The sequence below is a fragment of the Nonlabens ponticola genome, from assembly GCF_003966335.1.
In the GTDB taxonomy this organism is placed as follows: domain Bacteria; phylum Bacteroidota; class Bacteroidia; order Flavobacteriales; family Flavobacteriaceae; genus Nonlabens; species Nonlabens ponticola.
This window is the reverse complement of the sequence record NZ_CP034549.1, coordinates 603,830-620,076: the sequence shown is the minus strand read 5'-3', so window position 1 is coordinate 620,076 and position 16,247 is coordinate 603,830. Positions and strand designations below refer to the sequence as shown.

The window sequence follows — 16,247 nt, the reverse complement described above, 5'->3', positions numbered from 1 at the left end:
AATTCATCATGAAAATAGCAGTTGTAGGCGTTACCGGTATGGTAGGTCAAGTCATGCTCAAGGTTCTAGAAGAGAGAAATCTAGACATCACCACTTTAATACCTGTCGCTTCAGCTAGATCAGTTGGTAGCGAGATCACCTTCAAGGGTAAACAGGTAAAGGTGGTAAGTATGGATGATGCTATCGCCATGAAACCTGCCATTGCATTATTTAGTGCTGGTGGTAGCGTGAGTCTGGAACATGCACCACGATTTGCTGCGGCCGGTACCACCGTTATCGATAACTCTAGCGCATGGCGCATGGATGCAGATAAAAAACTGGTAGTGCCAGAGATCAACGCTGCACAATTATCATCAAGCGATAAAATTATTGCAAATCCCAACTGTTCCACCATTCAGCTGGTCATGGCGCTAGCACCACTGCATGAGCGTTTTAAAATCAAACGTCTGGTAATTTCTACCTATCAGTCTATTACAGGAACTGGTGTTAAAGCAGTACAACAATTAGAAAATGAATTTGCTGGAAATCAAGGTGAGATGGCCTATCCATACCAAATTCATAAAAACGCCTTACCGCATTGCGATGTTTTTGAAGAAAACGGTTATACCAAAGAAGAATTAAAGCTTGTACGCGAGACTCAAAAAATTCTAGACGATCGAACTATTGCCGTCACAGCAACCGCAGTGCGCATACCAGTAGTAGGTGGCCATTCAGAATCTGTGAACGTAGAGTTTGAGAATGATTTCACCGAGCAGGAAGTACGCACGCTGCTGGCCAATACAAGCGGCGTTACCGTTCAAGACAATCCAGATGTAAATCTATACCCGATGCCGCTCATGGCAGCAGGTAAGGATGATGTTTTTGTGGGTCGCATAAGACGCGATCATTCTCAAGAAAACACCTTAAACATGTGGATCGTGTCCGACAACTTGAGAAAAGGAGCAGCTACAAACGCTGTTCAAATCGCTCAATATTTGATCGACAAAAAGCTGGTCTAAAGCTATTATCACTGGTTACCGTTAATAAATAGCTATTTTAGTAATAATCAAATGTTTAAAATGAAACAACTATTACTTCTAGGGCTATCATTGATATTGTCAATTCCAGCTGGTGCGCAATTCTGGGTAGAACGTGATTCAGATTTTACGGTACCATCATCAGGTATCTCCAGGTTTTCTATTGTTGATGAAAATGTGGTTTGGGGTATTGGTTATGATGGCCTCAATCCTAACAACAATGTCCAACGATTCTCAAAATCAGAAGATGGTGGTGAGACCTGGGATTCTGGTCAATTTGTTTTAGGTGAAGTCGGTCTAGGGATTTCAGACATTTCGGCACTGAGTGCGACGATGTGTTATGTAGCAGCCTATCCGCGTGATAGCGACCACCAAGGTGGATTGTGGCAAACAGTAGATGGTGGTGATAGTTGGACGATGTTGACTACCACTCAGTTTTCAAATAGCAATAGTTTCCCTAATGTGGTGCATTTTTTCAACGACAATGAAGGTATTGTTATAGGTGATCCCATCAATAATCAATGGGAATTGTACACTACCCAAGATGGTGGTGCGACATTCACGGCTATCAGTCCTGCAAATATTCCGGCGCCACAAGCTGGCGAGACTGGTTATCTAGCGCAAAAGACCTTCAGCGGTGATTCCATCTGGTTCACGACCAGCAATGGTAGGTTGTTTCACTCAACAGATAAAGGCATGAACTGGCAGGTCTATGACACACCAGTATCAGATTTTGGCGGTGTGGACATCAATGCAGACGTGAGCTTTGGCAACCCAACTAGAGGTATCCTGCAAACTAACGATGGCACGCTGTACGGCACAAACGATGCTGGCGCCACCTGGCAATTGATCGTGATAAGCGGTACGGGAAATCCCTATGGAGACAACATTGCCTATGTTCCTGGCACAAATTCTATCGTGAGCGTCGGGTCAGATCCTGATTTCTCTGGTAGCTCCTATTCTCGTGACAACGGCGTCACCTGGACAAATATCAACACGCGTCAATACGTCGATGTGGCGTTCTTTAACGAGACCACCGGTTACTCTGGCGGCTTTACCAGTGACCAGCTTACAGGTGGAGTTTTTGACTATACCGGCAGCGTGTTGACTGTTGATGATTCAGCTTTCGCGAAAGCGGTATCCCTATATCCCAACCCTACAAACGATGTCCTATCTATACAAACAGATGCACCGCTAGATCGCATCGTGGTAAGAAGTCTCACGGGAATTATCTTAAAAGAGGCGAGTGGCAACACCCAAAGATTGAGCCTGCAAGATGTGGCGTCTGGATTATACCTTGTAACATTATATAGTGCGAGTGATACTTATACTCAAACCATTATCAAAAATTAGACTTATGAAACTTAAACTAACCATAGCTTGTCTAGCTGTTGTAGCAATTGCCAGCAGCTGTAAAGAGGAAGAAAAAGAACCAGAGATGGCGTTGAATTACCCAGAAACCAAAAAAGTAGATCAGACAGATACCTACTTTGGCACCGAAGTAAAAGATCCATACCGCTGGCTAGAAGACGATCGGAGTGAGGAAACTGGCTCTTGGGTAAAGGAGCAAAATAAATTGACTCAAGAATATCTTGGGCAGATTGAATATCGTGATGATATCAAAGAACGCATGACCCAATTGTGGAACTATGAGAAAATAGGCGCACCATTTATAGAAGGCGACTATGCCTATTTCTATAAAAATGATGGGTTGCAGAATCAATATGTGCTGTACCGATATGAAAAAGATGCAGATCCTGATACCGCTGAGGTTTTTCTAGATCCAAACAGCTTTAGTGAAGATGGAACGATCTCACTAGGTGGCATGAGTTTCACTAAGGATGGATCACGAGTAGCCTACTCCATATCAGAAGGTGGTAGCGACTGGCGCAAAATCATTGTGCTGGATGCAGCGAGTAAAGAGCAAATAGGCGATACGATTGTCGATGTCAAATTTTCTGGTATCTCATGGAGAAATAACGACGGCTTCTACTACTCTAGTTATGATAAGCCAGATGGTAGTGAGTTAAGTGCATTGACTGATCAACACAATTTGTATTACCACAAATTAAACACGCCTCAAAGCGCAGATCCAGTCGTATTCGGTAACAAGACAGACCAGAAATACCGCTATGTAGGCGGTGGCGTGACCGATGACCAGAAGTATCTCATCATTTCAGCAAGTACCGCGACTAACGGTGGTAAAATGTTTGTAAAGCCGCTTGAAGGCAATCAAAAAATGATTACCGTGTTGGACAATTTTGACACCAATACAGGTGTGGTTCACAATGAAGGCAAAAAGTTCTGGCTGGTAACTGATTATAACGCACCTAATCGCAGGATCGTGAGCATGGATCTAGATAATCCAGCACCAGCAAACTGGACAGATGTCATTGCTGAGAAAGAAAATGTGCTTTCTCCATCGACTGGTGGCGGCTACATTTTTGCAGAATACATGGTAGATGCCGTTTCAAAAATTGAACAATACAACTATGATGGCAGCCTGGTACGTGAGGTTGAGCTTCCTGGAGTAGGTAACGTGGGTGGTTTTGGCGCTAAGGAAGATGACGAGACCTTATACTACAGTTTTACAAATTATGTGACGCCAGGTAGCACGTACTTATATGACATTGAAAATGGAACCTCTTCGCTGTACAAAACTGCACAGGTAGAATTTGATCCTAGCAATTATGAAAGCAAGCAGGTATTCTATACCTCAAAAGATGGTACCAAAATACCGATGATCATTTCGCATAAAAAGGGCCTTGAGTTAGACGGTTCAAATCCGACAATTCTATATGGATACGGTGGTTTTAATATCTCGCTTAACCCAGGCTTTAGCGTTTCACGTGCCGCGTGGATGGAATTAGGTGGTATCTATGCCGTGGCAAACTTGCGCGGTGGTGGTGAGTACGGCAAGAAGTGGCACGATGCAGGAACCAAAATGCAAAAGCAAAACGTCTTTGACGACTTCATTGCAGCTGCAGAATACTTAAAGAAAGAAAACTACACGAGTACTGAAAAACTGGCTATTCAAGGTGGTTCCAACGGTGGCCTATTAGTAGGTGCTACCATGACTCAACAACCAGATCTTGCAGCCGTAGCCATTCCTCAAGTAGGTGTACTGGATATGTTGCGCTACAACAAGTTCACATCAGGCGCAGGCTGGGCATACGACTATGGTACTGCCGAGGATGATGCAGAGATGTTCAATTACCTCAAAAACTATTCACCGCTTCACAATGTAAAAGAAGGAACTAGATATCCTGCTACACTGGTGACTACTGGCGACCATGATGATCGCGTGGTGCCAGCACACTCATTCAAGTTTGCGGCAGAGCTTCAAGACAAGCAAGCTGGTAGTAATCCAACACTCATACGCATTGAGACAGATGCTGGTCATGGTGCAGGAACACCTACTAGTAAGATCATTGAATTGCAGTCAGACATTTATAGCTTTGCCCTATATAATATGGGTTATAAAGAACTGCCAGCAGCTTCTAGCATGTAAAACCACATGTGTGTAATAATCATAAACCGCTTGATCAACCCCAAGCGGTTTTTTTGTGCCTACCACCTACTTTTGCATCATGCTACAATTAGATAATGTAAGTTTTTCCTTTGCTGGAGATGAAGGAAGTGACAGAAGTACCACGAGAACTCTTAGTGATATTTCATTACTTCTAGAGCCAGATCGCGTTGCTGCCGTCATGGGAGAAAGTGGTTGTGGCAAGAGTACGCTGCTTGATCTTATTTATGGACTGCAACAAGCAGATCACGGTACGATTACCTGGAAAGGAGAAGAATTACTGGGTGCAGATCATCACCTTGTGCCTGGTCATCCCATGATGAAATATGTGCCACAGGAATTTGATTTGATGCCATTTACAACCGTTGCCGAAAATGTAGGCGAGCATTTGTCCATACAAATGAAAGGTCGTGAAGATCGCATTAAGCAATTACTCGAAGTTGTTGAGATGTCAACCTATGTAGATCGCAAGGTGAAAACGCTCTCTGGTGGACAAAAACAACGAGTCGCCATAGCCAAAGCACTAGCTGAAGAACCTAAATTACTACTACTGGACGAGCCATTCTCGCATGTGGACAATTTCAGGAAAAACATGTTGAGACGTCGCTTGTTTGCCTATGTGAAAGAACAAAAGATCAGCTGCTTGATTGCTACTCACGATAAGAATGATGTACTTTCATTTAGTGATGAGACCATTGTGATGCGTCAAGGCGCCATCATCGACCATAGAGAAACAAAATCGCTCTACTCAAAGCCAAAAACTATTTATGTAGCTTCATTATTTGATGATGTAACCGTAGTGCCTGCAGGTATTTTTGGCAATCAAGAAGAGCTTTTACTTTATCCACATCGACTGCAAATAAGTAATAAAGGGTATAAGTCAACAGTGATACAATCGTATTTTAAGGGTGGTTTTTATTTGATTGAGTGTCAAGATAAAGATCAGGTTCTATGGGTAAATCATGGATCCTACCTAAAGCCAGGCGAGACCGTCTTTCTCTCTATTAGGTAAGATATTCCCAATTCAGCAACAAGTAATTACAGTTGGGTAGCTTCTAGTTTTTGAGACAGCAAACGTGTCGCATGTTTGTGTTATCAATCTAGCTTACCATGAAAACGCTTCTTTACCTTCTGCTTCTCGTCGTATCAATTTGCACAGCACAAACAACTATTTCTGGAACCATTACAGATCAAACGGGATTACCTATTCCTGGAGTGAACGTTTATCTAGAAGGAACCTATGACGGCGCCATGACAGATGTTGATGGCAATTTCAAATTCAACAGTGAAGAATCTGGTATTGTTATACTCGTTGCCAGCTATATAGGTTTTGAGCCCTACAGAAAAGAAAGTGACATCGCAGCGCTTGAAAATCTCGACATAAAATTGAGAGAAAGCATGAATGAGCTCAATACGGTTGTATTGAGCGCCGGCAGCTTTAGTGCTGGTGATAATTCAAAGGTAAATGCCCTAAAGCCACTTGATGTGGTCACAACGGCAGGCGCCGCTGGCGATTTTATTGGCGCGTTGCAAACATTACCTGGAACAACCGCAAATCCTGATGATGGTAGGTTGTTTGTGCGTGGTGGTACTGCAGATGAGACACAGATTTTTGTGGATGGTAATCGAGTATTCAGCCCTTATTTGCCTACTACGGGAAATATCCCAACACGCGGTAGATTCTCGCCGTTTTTATTTGATGGTATCACCTTTTCCACAGGTGGTTATAGTGCAGAATATGGCGACGCGCTATCATCTGTGCTGTTACTCAATACGACCGATTTTCCTGTGGAAGAAAAAACGGAAATACAGCTCATGACCGTTGGTGTAGGTGCTGGCCATACGGAGATTTGGGATGATAACAGTGTGAGCGTAAACGCCACTTACATCAATCTCGCACCTTATAACGAGGTAGTACCACAAAACAATCAATTCATCGATCCATACCAAGGTGCCAGCGGCGAGGCTGTCTATAGACATAAAACGAGTAAAGGATTGTTTAAGGCTTACGGAGCATTCTCATACAGTGATTTTAGTTTGAATCAAGAAGATATTAACGTGGCAGATGGCTTCTTTTTTGGCTTACGCAATCGCAATTACTATGGCAACCTCAACTATAGCGGCGAGCTATCAGAAAGTTGGGATCTACAAACAGGTATCAGCCTATCACAAGATCATACAGACCTCGATATAGCCAGAACGAGTGTTGACAATGCAGAGACTGCTGTGCATGCAAAACTCAAATTATCAAAAAGGTACAGTAATTACTTTAAGATTCACTTTGGCGCAGAGCAGTTTTATATTGATAGTCAAGAAAAAGTGAGATTTCAAGACGAGCCTTTCAAGACAAATATCACCCAGAACAATACAGGAATATATGCAGAGACTGAGGTTTTTGCCTCAAAAGATCTCGCCTTCAAAATAGGTGGCCGCGCAGATTATTACGACAATACACAAAGTGTAGAATTATCGCCACGATTGAGCGCTGCAGTAAGCTTGAGCAATAGCACGCAACTATCGGCGGCCTATGGAGTGTTTAATCAGCAAGTTGATAATGCCATATTACAATACGATCCATTGTTAGAGACAGAGACCGCACAACATTTTATCCTCAACTTCTTGCACAAAAAGAACAATAGAATGTTGCGTGCCGAAGCTTATTACAAGCAATACGACAATCTATTAACCTTTGATGATGCCATGCCTGGTTTTGACACCAATTATACTAATACAGGTGATGGTTATGCGACCGGTCTGGATCTCTTCTGGCGTGATGAGCAGTCCATCAAGAATCTAGAATATTGGGTAAGTTATTCCTACCTAGACACACAGCGTTTGTATCGCAATTTCCCAGAAAGCGCCACGCCAGCCTTTGCCACAGATCATAATTTGAGCATCGTTACAAAGTATTGGGTTGATAACTTACAATCACAATTGGGATTCACTTACAATTATGCCAGCGGTAGGCCATTTACTAATGCCAATGAATCAGGATTTCTCAACGATCAGACCACTTCCTTCCAGAGTCTTGACTTTAATTGGGCTTATTTGATTGACGATCAAAAAATCCTCTATTTATCGGTAAGTAATGTTTTGGGGCGCGATAATGTATTTGGCTATCAATACAGCAGCACGCCAGATGCTCAAGGTCAATTTGATCGTCGCACCATAGGTCAGGCTGCAGATCGATTCATTTTTGTGGGCTTTTTCTGGACTATAGGCGGAATTGACAATCAGTTGGATAACCTATAATACAATTGAGTCGTGCCATGCGACAGTTGGGATAGTTACGCTTCCGCGAAAGCGAAATCACCAATACTTTTAAAACAAATAATCAAAACACCTTAAGTCATGAAAGCAATTACCACCACTCTATTTCTACTATTATCCATAATCACTCTAGCGCAGTCGCCGTATGAGAAAGCGATGACCAAAGCCCTGGAGCAGATGCACGAAAATCCACAAGCAGCCGCGCAGCAATTTGAGCGCATCTCAAAAGCCGAAAAAGATAACTGGATTCCAGCCTACTATGCTGCCTTATCAAACATCAATAGTTCCTGGGGACAATACCCTAAAGAGCAAACCCTGGCAACCATGGAAAAAGCACAAGAATTTATTGATATCGCGCAATCCTTATCTCCTAAAAATGCAGAGATCATGGTACTGCAAGGACTGCTCAACACTTGCTGGATAACCTATGACGGTTCCATCTATGGAATGAAACTATCTGGACCTACTACAGCATTATATGAGAAAGCCTATGCGATGGCACCAGATAACCCACGCGTGGTAAGTAATCGTGCGCAGTGGTTGATGGGCAGTGCGCGATACTTCAATAAAGATGTGTCACCATACTGCAGCGATCTAGATAAAGCAGTTGCGTTATTTGAACAAGAGAAAACTAGCGGTTTTGAACCTCAATGGGGTCTTGAAGGTACGTTAAAGGCACAACAGGATTGTAAGTAGGTGAATGCTTATCCTTACTAAAAACGAAAGCCCTGCATAAATTATGCAGGGCTTTCTATATTCAGTTACTTTAATCTTAATCCTCGAGAGGCTTCATTTTGAAAGTATCCATAAAGGCAGTCGTGTAATTACCAGAAACATAATCTGGCTCGTCCATCAATTGCCTGTGGAATGGTATGGTCGTCTTGACGCCTTCTATCACAAACTCATCGAGTGCGCGTTTCATCTTATCGATGGCCTCTTGACGCGTTCTTGCGGTAGTGATCAATTTTGCGATCATACTATCATAGTTAGGCGGTATGGAATATCCAGCATACACGTGTGTATCTAGTCTCACACCATGGCCACCTGGCGCATGCAATACCGTAATCTTACCTGGCGATGGTCTAAAGCCATTATAAGGATCCTCGGCATTGATACGGCACTCAATAGAGTGCAAGGCTGGCTGGTAGTTCTTACCAGAAATCTTAACTCCTGATGCCACAAGGATTTGCTCGCGTATGAGATCAAAATCAATTACCTGTTCAGTGATTGGGTGCTCTACCTGGATACGGGTATTCATCTCCATAAAGTAGAAATTGCGGTGCTTGTCTACTAAAAACTCTACCGTTCCTGCGCCCTCATAAGAGATAAACTCAGCAGCTTTTACGGCCGCCTCACCCATTTCCTTGCGCAGTGCTTTTGTCATGAATGGCGATGGCACTTCTTCAGTCAACTTCTGGTGGCGACGTTGTACACTACAGTCGCGTTCACTCAGGTGACACGCCTTACCATAGCTATCGCCTACTACCTGTATCTCAATGTGACGCGGCTCTTCAATAAGCTTTTCCATATACATGTCATCATTGCCAAAAGCGGCCTTAGACTCTGTACGGGCACTATTCCACGCGTTTTCAAGATCTTCTTCTTTCCATACGGCGCGCATACCTTTACCACCACCACCAGCGGTAGCTTTAAGCATTACAGGATACCCAGTTTCTAGCGCGGTTTTCTTACAATCCTCAAAATCTTCAAGAATTCCTTCTGATCCTGGTACACAAGGTACACCAGCAGCTTTCATGGTAGCCTTGGCGGTTGCCTTGTCACCCATTTTTGAGATCATATCTGGACTGGCACCAATAAACTTGATCTTGTGCTCTTGACAAATACGGGAAAAATCTGCATTTTCTGATAGGAAGCCGTATCCTGGATGGATGGCGTCTGCGTTAGTAATTTCTGCGGCACTTATGATGTTAGACATCTTGAGGTAGGACTGGTTGCTAGGAGCTGGTCCTATACATACTGCCTCATCTGCAAACTTTACGTGCAGGCTCTCAGCATCTGCCGTAGAATAGACTGCGACAGTTTTTATACCCATTTCCTTACAGGTACGTATAACTCTTAAAGCAATCTCACCGCGGTTTGCAATTAATATTTTTTTAAACATAATGTTCGTTTTTAGTGGATGTGATGGTTGTGTTTACGCTTTCGCGAAAGCATAATCCCGACAACCTTTACTTCTATGCTAATTTTTTGAAAACTAGGAAGGATCTACTAAAAATAATGGCTGATCAAACTCAACTGGTGAGCTGTCGTCCGCCAATACCTTAACGATAGTACCAGAGACTTCACTCTCAATCTCGTTGAATAATTTCATGGCTTCGATTACACAAAGTGTATCGCCTATCTTGATGCTGTCGCCTACCTCAGCAAACACTGGCTTGTCTGGTGATGGCTTTCTATAGAAGGTACCTATGATAGGTGACTTGATGGTCACGTACTTATCCTCACTTGACGCTGGAGCAGCTGCTGCTGGAGCTGGTGCCTGCGCTGGCTGTGCCGATGCGGCTTGAGCTGGTGCCGCCTGTATCGCCTGTTGCGGTGCTGCTTGCTGTACATAAGTAACCGCTGGCTCGTCTGATCCAGTCTTGATGGTGATTTTGAAATCATCCATTTCTAGCTTTACCTCGCTGGCGCCAGACTTTGCTACAAATTTGATCAGGTTTTGAATTTCTTTGATTTCCATATAATTAATGATTGTTTAGTTCTTGTTATAAGCCCATTTAAGAAGGATGCTACCCCAAGTGAAACCACCACCAAAGGCGGCAAATACTAGGTTATCTCCTTTTTTAAGTTGACTCTCATAGTCTTTAAGACACAATGGTAAGGTAGCACTTGTTGTGTTACCATACTTGTGTATGTTCACCATTACTTGCTCTTGTGGCAAGTTGACTCTATTTGCAGTGGCATCGATGATTCGTTTGTTTGCTTGATGTGGCACGAGCCAGTCGATATCTTGAGTGGTGAGATTATTGCGCTTCACGATTTCTTCTGCACAGCTTGCCATGTTTGACACGGCATGCTTAAAAACATTCTTGCCGTCTTGATAGACAAAATGTTGCTTATTCAAAACGGTTTCCTGTGATGCTGGCAAAATAGAGCCACCAGCCTCTATGCGTAAAAAGTCGCGACCGCTACCATCTGTACGCAGTAATTCATCCTGCAATCCTAGGCCTTCATTATTAGGTTCAAAAAGAACCGCGCCACCTGCATCTCCAAAAATGATACACGTAGCGCGATCTGTATAATCGATGATGCTGGACATCTTGTCTGCACCAATGAGCAACACTTTCTTATAACGGCCTGATTGCACATAGGCCGCTGCATTACTCATACCATATAAAAAGCTGGAACAGGCAGCCATTAGATCATAGGAGAAAGCGTTTGTCGCTCCTATCTGTGTGGCGACATATGCGGCTGTAGATGCCACTGGCATATCTGGTGTGGCTGTTGCCACAATAACCAAATCTATGGACAATGGATCTATATCGTTGTGATCGATAAGGTCTTGTGCTGCTTTGATCGCCAGAAAGGACGAGCCTTTATCTTTGTCTTTAAGTATGCGGCGCTCTTTGATACCCGTGCGTGTAGTAATCCATTCATCGTTTGTATCAACCATGGTCTCCAGTATAGAGTTGGTCAATCGATAGTCTGGAAGGTATGCGCCTACGGCTGTGATCGCCGCTTTTAAATCACTCATACTTTGGTTTTCTAGTTAAATAACTACAGCCTTGAAAGCTACTAAAAAACAACAAAAAATGACACATTTATAACAAAAACGTGTCATTTTTAAGGATTTATAAAGAAAACGGTTGTTTTCTAGAAATAACTGAAAGCTTGGTTAAGCCTCGGCAGTTTCAGTCTTGTCTATAAGAACATTACCACGGTAATACAATTTACCTTCATGCCAGTGTGCTCTATGGTATAGGTGAGCCTCACCAGTAGTTGAGTCAGTTGCTATTTGAGGAACTGTTGCCTTGTAGTGAGTTCTTCTTTTATCTCTTCTTGTTTTGGAGATTTTTCTCTTAGGATGCGCCATGGCTATTAATTATTATCCGTTTTTAAATTTTTTAATGCGTCCCATCTAGGGTCGGTACTCGTGTCTTCTTTATCTATGGTTTCTCTAGGCTTGAGTTCTTCAAGTCGATCCAGAATATCTGAATCTAGCGTGCCGTCCTCTATGCCTGGATGTACTTTTTTAAATGGTATGCTCAACACTACTGATTCATACAGGTATTGTGCTACATTAAACTCGTACTCTCCATGAGGTAGTATCAACAAATCCTCGTTCTCATCATTGAACCTGTCACCAAATTTGATCACAATATCCATTTGTGAATCCACCGGCATATCAAACGGTTCATTAGTCAAGTCACAATTGACATTGACTGTTCCTGAGCCATTTAAGGATAGATCCATGAGCGTTGAACGCTTATCTAACACTACATCGACAATAACGCTTGCAGCATTAAAGTCATCATAACCATAATTTTCAAAAAACGTATTATCGAGCTCAAATTTAAATTCATGCTTGCCTTGCTTTAATCCAGCAAAGGCTATGTTGAATGCCTTGAGTTCCATAATCTTCTCCTTTCAAAGAGCGGGCAAAGATAATAAAAGTTATTAAAAATGCATTGTTAATATTACCTGCGTTTGCGCGACTGATTTTTTAATGGGTTTGCGGTGAGCTCGTCATATAATTTACGATTGTTATAGATGGCAACGGCTGTATGAATGGCTGCACGCATTGAGCTAGGATTTGCCTGGTTCTTACCGGCGATGTCAAAACCTGTCCCGTGATCTGGGCTGGTTCTCACATGACTCAAACCTGCTGTATAGTTCACGCCACTACCAAAACTGATCGTCTTGAATGGCGCTAAACCTTGATCGTGGTAGCTAGCGAGAATGGCGTCAAAGTTTTTGAAATTTTGATTACCAAAAAAAGTATCTGCCGCATAAGGGCCAAAAATAATGTTACCATCTTCTCGCAGTTCCTCCAATGCAGGAATCAATGTGTCTTGATCATCAGATCCTATCACGCCATTATCACCAACATGCGGATTGATACCTAAGACGGCAATTTTTGGACGGTTGATAGCAAAATCCTTTTTAAGAGATTCTTTGATAGTGCCTATCTTGGTTTTAATAAGCTTTGGAGTGATACTGTTGCTCACCTCACTGATGGGAACGTGGTCCGTAAGCAAACCTACCTTGAGATTTTCAGAAACCATGAACATGAGGCTCTCGCCTACTAACTCTTGATTGAGGTAATCCGTATGCCCAGGAAATTTAAAATCGTCTGATTGTATGGACTCTTTATTTATTGGAGCTGTTACTAATACATCTATTTGATCTTCCTTGAGAGCCGCTACGGCTGCTTGTAAACTCTCAACCGCCATTTTACCAGCTTGTGGTGAGACGGTACCCCATTCAATAGCAAAGTCTTCCTTGAAAAGACGTACCACATTGATGCGTCCAGGAATTGCCTCGTCCACCGTTTTGACACCATGAATCTTGACCTGAGAATCGATTGATTTTATAACATGGGAAAATAGCCTCGTGCTACCAAATATAATTGGCGTGTACATTTCAAGCATAGCCGGATCCTCAAACGCCTTTATAATCACTTCACCACCTATTCCATTTGGGTCACCTATGGAGATACCTACCTTTATATTGTCTGTTTTGGCCATATTTTACAAGCTTTACGCTGTATTTTTGAAAGGATAAAAATAACGGATTTAAACCACTTATGTTTACAGGAATCATAGAGACTGCCGCTACTATTGTTGATATTAAAGTTGATCTAGATAATATTCACTATACCTTAAAAACTGCGTTAACAGCAGAACTTAAAATTGATCAAAGTATTGCACACAATGGCGTTTGCTTGACAGTAGTCGCAATCAACGGCGATCAATACACTGTTACTGCTATAAGAGAAACATTAGAAAAAACCAATCTCAATTCCTGGAAGATAGGTACTGTTGTCAATATTGAACGCGCCATGCTCATGAATGCTCGACTCGATGGTCATATTGTTCAAGGTCATGTAGATCAAATTGCCACCTGCACACAAATAGAAAATCAAAACGGATCATGGAAGTTTACCTTTCAATATGATAGCAAGGCTAACAACGTTACCATTGAAAAAGGCAGCATTTGTGTAAATGGTGTAAGCTTGACCGTAGTAGATTCCAAAAATGATGGGTTTTCAGTGGCCATCATACCGTATACCTATGAGCATACAAGCTTTCATCAACTTAAAAAAGGTGATGAGGTCAATCTAGAATTTGATGTAATAGGGAAATATGTAAGTCGTTTACTTGACTTGAGATCTTGAAGAAACTTGAACGTACCAAACATATCCTATACCTAATAAGATTGCTGCTACCAATAGTATAGCAATACCAGAATCCAATGGAACTTGATTACCAACAGGTGGCGCAGGCGACATAGGCGGCGGCGGTCCACTAGTTTCTTGCATCAGGGAAATGCACAGTAAGATAAATTCACGCTTCATGTATAAGTAAACTAAATGCGAAAGTAGGGTTTTCTATAACTTTTTACGTCAAAACACTCGGCTTGGTTTCAAATAACCAAAATCCAGGTGTTTCATCGATAGTATTAACTAAAGTTCATTCAAGTTATTCACAGCTTATCAAGTGTCTAACGTGGCAAAGCTACAAATGTTGTCAACGTAAAACAATAAAAAAACCTCAACAATAGGTTGAGGTTTTCCTACAAATATTAAATATATCTTAAATCTTGGAAGCGAGAATCAGTGCGTTATATAGATTAGCCATTTTTCCAGAAACTGTAATGTCTGTAAATGCTTGTGTAGTATCATCACCCAGAACGACATCAATTGGCAATGTTAATCCACTATCCATTATAATTTGCTTTGTTTGAGCAGCAGTTAACTTAGGAAACTGTGATCTTAATACTGCAGCAACTCCAGCGACTGCTGGCGATGCCATGCTGGTTCCACCTGCGTTACGATATTTATTATTAGGCGCGGTTGAGTAAACTGCTACACCTGGTGCAAATACGTCCACAGATCTACCACCATAGTTTGAGAAATTAGCCACCACGTTAGGCCCATATCTATAATTTAAAGCGCCTACTGTCAAGAAATTATCGCTGATTTCTTCTCCAGCACCTTCTTGATCTTGTGGATATACTTGTGTAACATCAGTATCGATACCTTCATTACCAGCAGCATTTACAATTAATACATCCTTACTAGCTGCATACTCAATTGCTTCCCAAACCCATTCTGGATTAGGCGAGTGGTATTTACCAAAGCTTGTGTTAATTACCTTGGCACCGTTATCTGCTGCATAGCGTATAGCTTTTGCTACGTCCTTATCATATTCATCTGCTTGAGAAACTGCTCTCAATACCATAATGCGCGCATTGTTTGCCACACCATTAACTCCTTTACCGTTGTCACGCTCTGCAGCGATGATACCTGCCACGTGAGTACCATGAAAAGCATCTGCTTTCTCTGGGTCTGGTCCTGAATATTCATTGTTTCCATAGATGCCAGTATCCCATACATATGGATCATCACCTAAGATGTCCATACGGTAGTTAGTCTTGAGCTTCTCTCCATTCAATAAAGCAATTGTCTCGTTAAGATCGTTATTGATTAATTCAAGAATGTTTTCAAAGCTCTCATAGTTGTTGATCACTTGTTGACCTATAAGTTTTGCCCGATTCAAATTTTCATTATTAGCTTCAATTTTGTTGACATCTTCTATAGTAAACTCATTCTTACCCGTTGCTTGTTGAAGGGTTTGTTGAGCCTCTTTAACAGCTTGTAGTTGCTGTTCTAAAAATGCTTTTTGCTCTGTAGCTTGTGAGAGCTTCTCGTTGTATTCTTTACGGGCTTTTGCAACGATATCAGCTGGTAGCTTATCAGCGTCTCGTACAATTCGTTCATATTCTAGGTTTTCCTCAATGATATCGCCTAGAAAATTCCAGCCATGTACATCGTCAATGTAACCGTTTTTATCATCATCAATACCATTTCCTGGAATCTCGTCTTCATTTACCCATAACACTCCATCCAGATCTTCATGCTCTGTGTCAACACCGCTGTCTATTACAGCAACAATAACTGGCTCGCCTTTGCGCACTACTTGTTGACCATTTTTAGTCATGGTTAATATTTGGGAATAAGCTTTATTAACCGACATTCCTGGGATCGTGTCCTGACCCAAGTCAAGATCTTTCCAGTTTTGCGCCTCAAACTCATTGAGTTCTGATGCTTTGAGTGGTTGTTGATCGATATTTTCAATAGGTGGCGAGACAATTGTGAGATTGTTACCACTACCACAGCCAGTAAGTATTGTCGCTGCCGCGATACTCATAAAGCCGTATTTTAATATAGGATTGTTCATGATTTTTAA

At 42.1% G+C, this 16,247-nt stretch carries 15 protein-coding genes; 7 read left to right on the top strand and 8 right to left on the bottom strand.

All coding sequences use genetic code 11. The features are described 5' to 3' along the window. The first annotated feature begins 8 nt into the window (after window positions 1–8). The 6 genes from EJ995_RS02675 to EJ995_RS02650 all read left to right on the top strand — a co-directional run bounded on the left by EJ995_RS02675 (window position 9) and on the right by EJ995_RS02650 (window position 8,511). Complete coding sequence (locus EJ995_RS02675) at window positions 9–998, top strand: aspartate-semialdehyde dehydrogenase (RefSeq protein ID WP_126445356.1); 990 nt, start codon at window positions 9–11, stop codon at window positions 996–998. 60 nt (window positions 999–1,058) lie between these two features. After that, window positions 1,059–2,369 carry a T9SS type A sorting domain-containing protein gene (locus EJ995_RS02670; protein WP_164549863.1) on the top strand — a complete coding sequence of 437 codons (1,311 nt, stop codon included), beginning with the start codon at window positions 1,059–1,061 and terminating at the stop codon, window positions 2,367–2,369. A gap of 4 nt (window positions 2,370–2,373) precedes the next feature. After that, the gene (locus EJ995_RS02665; RefSeq protein WP_126445352.1) at window positions 2,374–4,527 is read left to right on the top strand and encodes a prolyl oligopeptidase family serine peptidase; all 2,154 of its coding nucleotides are present in this window, start codon (window positions 2,374–2,376) and stop codon (window positions 4,525–4,527) included. Between the two features lie 79 nt (window positions 4,528–4,606). After that, entirely contained in the window at window positions 4,607–5,557 is a 951-nt protein-coding gene (locus tag EJ995_RS02660) for an ABC transporter ATP-binding protein (RefSeq protein WP_126445350.1), read from the top strand. A 98-nt stretch (window positions 5,558–5,655) separates the two neighbouring features. Next, the gene (locus EJ995_RS02655) at window positions 5,656–7,797 is read left to right on the top strand and encodes a TonB-dependent receptor (RefSeq protein WP_126445348.1); all 2,142 of its coding nucleotides are present in this window, start codon (window positions 5,656–5,658) and stop codon (window positions 7,795–7,797) included. Window positions 7,798–7,896: 99 nt separating this feature from the next. Further along, window positions 7,897–8,511, top strand: coding sequence for a tetratricopeptide repeat protein (locus EJ995_RS02650; protein ID WP_126445346.1), 615 nt, complete (start codon window positions 7,897–7,899; stop codon window positions 8,509–8,511). 76 nt (window positions 8,512–8,587) lie between these two features. On the opposite strand, the gene accC is transcribed toward EJ995_RS02650, so the two are convergent. The 6 genes from accC to pdxA all read right to left on the bottom strand — a co-directional run bounded on the left by accC (window position 8,588) and on the right by pdxA (window position 13,523). Continuing rightward, on the bottom strand, window positions 8,588–9,937 hold the full coding sequence (accC, locus tag EJ995_RS02645; protein ID WP_126445344.1) for an acetyl-CoA carboxylase biotin carboxylase subunit: 1,350 nt from the start codon (window positions 9,935–9,937) through the stop codon (window positions 8,588–8,590). 93 nt (window positions 9,938–10,030) lie between these two features. Then, entirely contained in the window at window positions 10,031–10,516 is a 486-nt protein-coding gene (accB, locus tag EJ995_RS02640; protein WP_126445342.1) for an acetyl-CoA carboxylase biotin carboxyl carrier protein, read from the bottom strand. A 15-nt stretch (window positions 10,517–10,531) separates the two neighbouring features. Further along, the gene (locus EJ995_RS02635; RefSeq protein WP_126445340.1) at window positions 10,532–11,530 is read right to left on the bottom strand and encodes a beta-ketoacyl-ACP synthase III; all 999 of its coding nucleotides are present in this window, start codon (window positions 11,528–11,530) and stop codon (window positions 10,532–10,534) included. A gap of 141 nt (window positions 11,531–11,671) precedes the next feature. Then, window positions 11,672–11,869 (bottom strand): 50S ribosomal protein L32, encoded by a 198-nt coding sequence (gene rpmF / locus EJ995_RS02630; RefSeq protein WP_126445338.1) that lies wholly within the window; start codon window positions 11,867–11,869, stop codon window positions 11,672–11,674. 5 nt (window positions 11,870–11,874) lie between these two features. After that, on the bottom strand, window positions 11,875–12,411 hold the full coding sequence (locus EJ995_RS02625; protein WP_126445336.1) for a YceD family protein: 537 nt from the start codon (window positions 12,409–12,411) through the stop codon (window positions 11,875–11,877). 62 nt (window positions 12,412–12,473) lie between these two features. Beyond that, complete coding sequence (pdxA, locus tag EJ995_RS02620; RefSeq protein WP_126445334.1) at window positions 12,474–13,523, bottom strand: 4-hydroxythreonine-4-phosphate dehydrogenase PdxA; 1,050 nt, start codon at window positions 13,521–13,523, stop codon at window positions 12,474–12,476. 59 nt (window positions 13,524–13,582) lie between these two features. Here pdxA and EJ995_RS02615 point away from each other — a divergent pair, with 59 nt between their 5' ends. Beyond that, window positions 13,583–14,173, top strand: coding sequence for a riboflavin synthase (locus EJ995_RS02615; protein WP_126445332.1), 591 nt, complete (start codon window positions 13,583–13,585; stop codon window positions 14,171–14,173). On the opposite strand, the gene EJ995_RS02610 is transcribed toward EJ995_RS02615, so the two are convergent. Continuing rightward, window positions 14,153–14,353 (bottom strand): hypothetical protein, encoded by a 201-nt coding sequence (locus EJ995_RS02610; RefSeq protein ID WP_126445330.1) that lies wholly within the window; start codon window positions 14,351–14,353, stop codon window positions 14,153–14,155. The two genes, EJ995_RS02615 and EJ995_RS02610, sit on opposite strands and share 21 nt — an antisense overlap. Before the next feature lie 238 nt (window positions 14,354–14,591). Beyond that, window positions 14,592–16,238: a S8 family serine peptidase gene (locus EJ995_RS02605; protein WP_126445328.1), complete on the bottom strand. Its 1,647-nt coding sequence runs from the start codon at window positions 16,236–16,238 to the stop codon at window positions 14,592–14,594. Window positions 16,239–16,247: the final 9 nt, after the last annotated feature.

What these genes read in the sequence shown, in the direction of transcription:
- EJ995_RS02650 (WP_126445346.1), top strand. Translation starts at nt 7,897, where the DNA reads ATGAAAGCAATTACCACCACTCTATTTCTACTATTATCCATAATCACT.
- EJ995_RS02625 (WP_126445336.1), bottom strand. Translation starts at nt 12,411, where the DNA reads ATGGAACTCAAGGCATTCAACATAGCCTTTGCTGGATTAAAGCAAGGC.
- EJ995_RS02665 (WP_126445352.1), top strand. Translation starts at nt 2,374, where the DNA reads ATGAAACTTAAACTAACCATAGCTTGTCTAGCTGTTGTAGCAATTGCC.
- accC (WP_126445344.1), bottom strand. Translation starts at nt 9,937, where the DNA reads ATGTTTAAAAAAATATTAATTGCAAACCGCGGTGAGATTGCTTTAAGA.
- EJ995_RS02670 (WP_164549863.1), top strand. Translation starts at nt 1,059, where the DNA reads ATGAAACAACTATTACTTCTAGGGCTATCATTGATATTGTCAATTCCA.
- rpmF (WP_126445338.1), bottom strand. Translation starts at nt 11,869, where the DNA reads ATGGCGCATCCTAAGAGAAAAATCTCCAAAACAAGAAGAGATAAAAGA.
- EJ995_RS02660 (WP_126445350.1), top strand. Translation starts at nt 4,607, where the DNA reads ATGCTACAATTAGATAATGTAAGTTTTTCCTTTGCTGGAGATGAAGGA.
- EJ995_RS02605 (WP_126445328.1), bottom strand. Translation starts at nt 16,238, where the DNA reads ATGAACAATCCTATATTAAAATACGGCTTTATGAGTATCGCGGCAGCG.
- EJ995_RS02615 (WP_126445332.1), top strand. Translation starts at nt 13,583, where the DNA reads ATGTTTACAGGAATCATAGAGACTGCCGCTACTATTGTTGATATTAAA.
- EJ995_RS02610 (WP_126445330.1), bottom strand. Translation starts at nt 14,353, where the DNA reads ATGAAGCGTGAATTTATCTTACTGTGCATTTCCCTGATGCAAGAAACT.
- pdxA (WP_126445334.1), bottom strand. Translation starts at nt 13,523, where the DNA reads ATGGCCAAAACAGACAATATAAAGGTAGGTATCTCCATAGGTGACCCA.
- EJ995_RS02635 (WP_126445340.1), bottom strand. Translation starts at nt 11,530, where the DNA reads ATGAGTGATTTAAAAGCGGCGATCACAGCCGTAGGCGCATACCTTCCA.
- accB (WP_126445342.1), bottom strand. Translation starts at nt 10,516, where the DNA reads ATGGAAATCAAAGAAATTCAAAACCTGATCAAATTTGTAGCAAAGTCT.
- EJ995_RS02655 (WP_126445348.1), top strand. Translation starts at nt 5,656, where the DNA reads ATGAAAACGCTTCTTTACCTTCTGCTTCTCGTCGTATCAATTTGCACA.
- EJ995_RS02675 (WP_126445356.1), top strand. Translation starts at nt 9, where the DNA reads ATGAAAATAGCAGTTGTAGGCGTTACCGGTATGGTAGGTCAAGTCATG.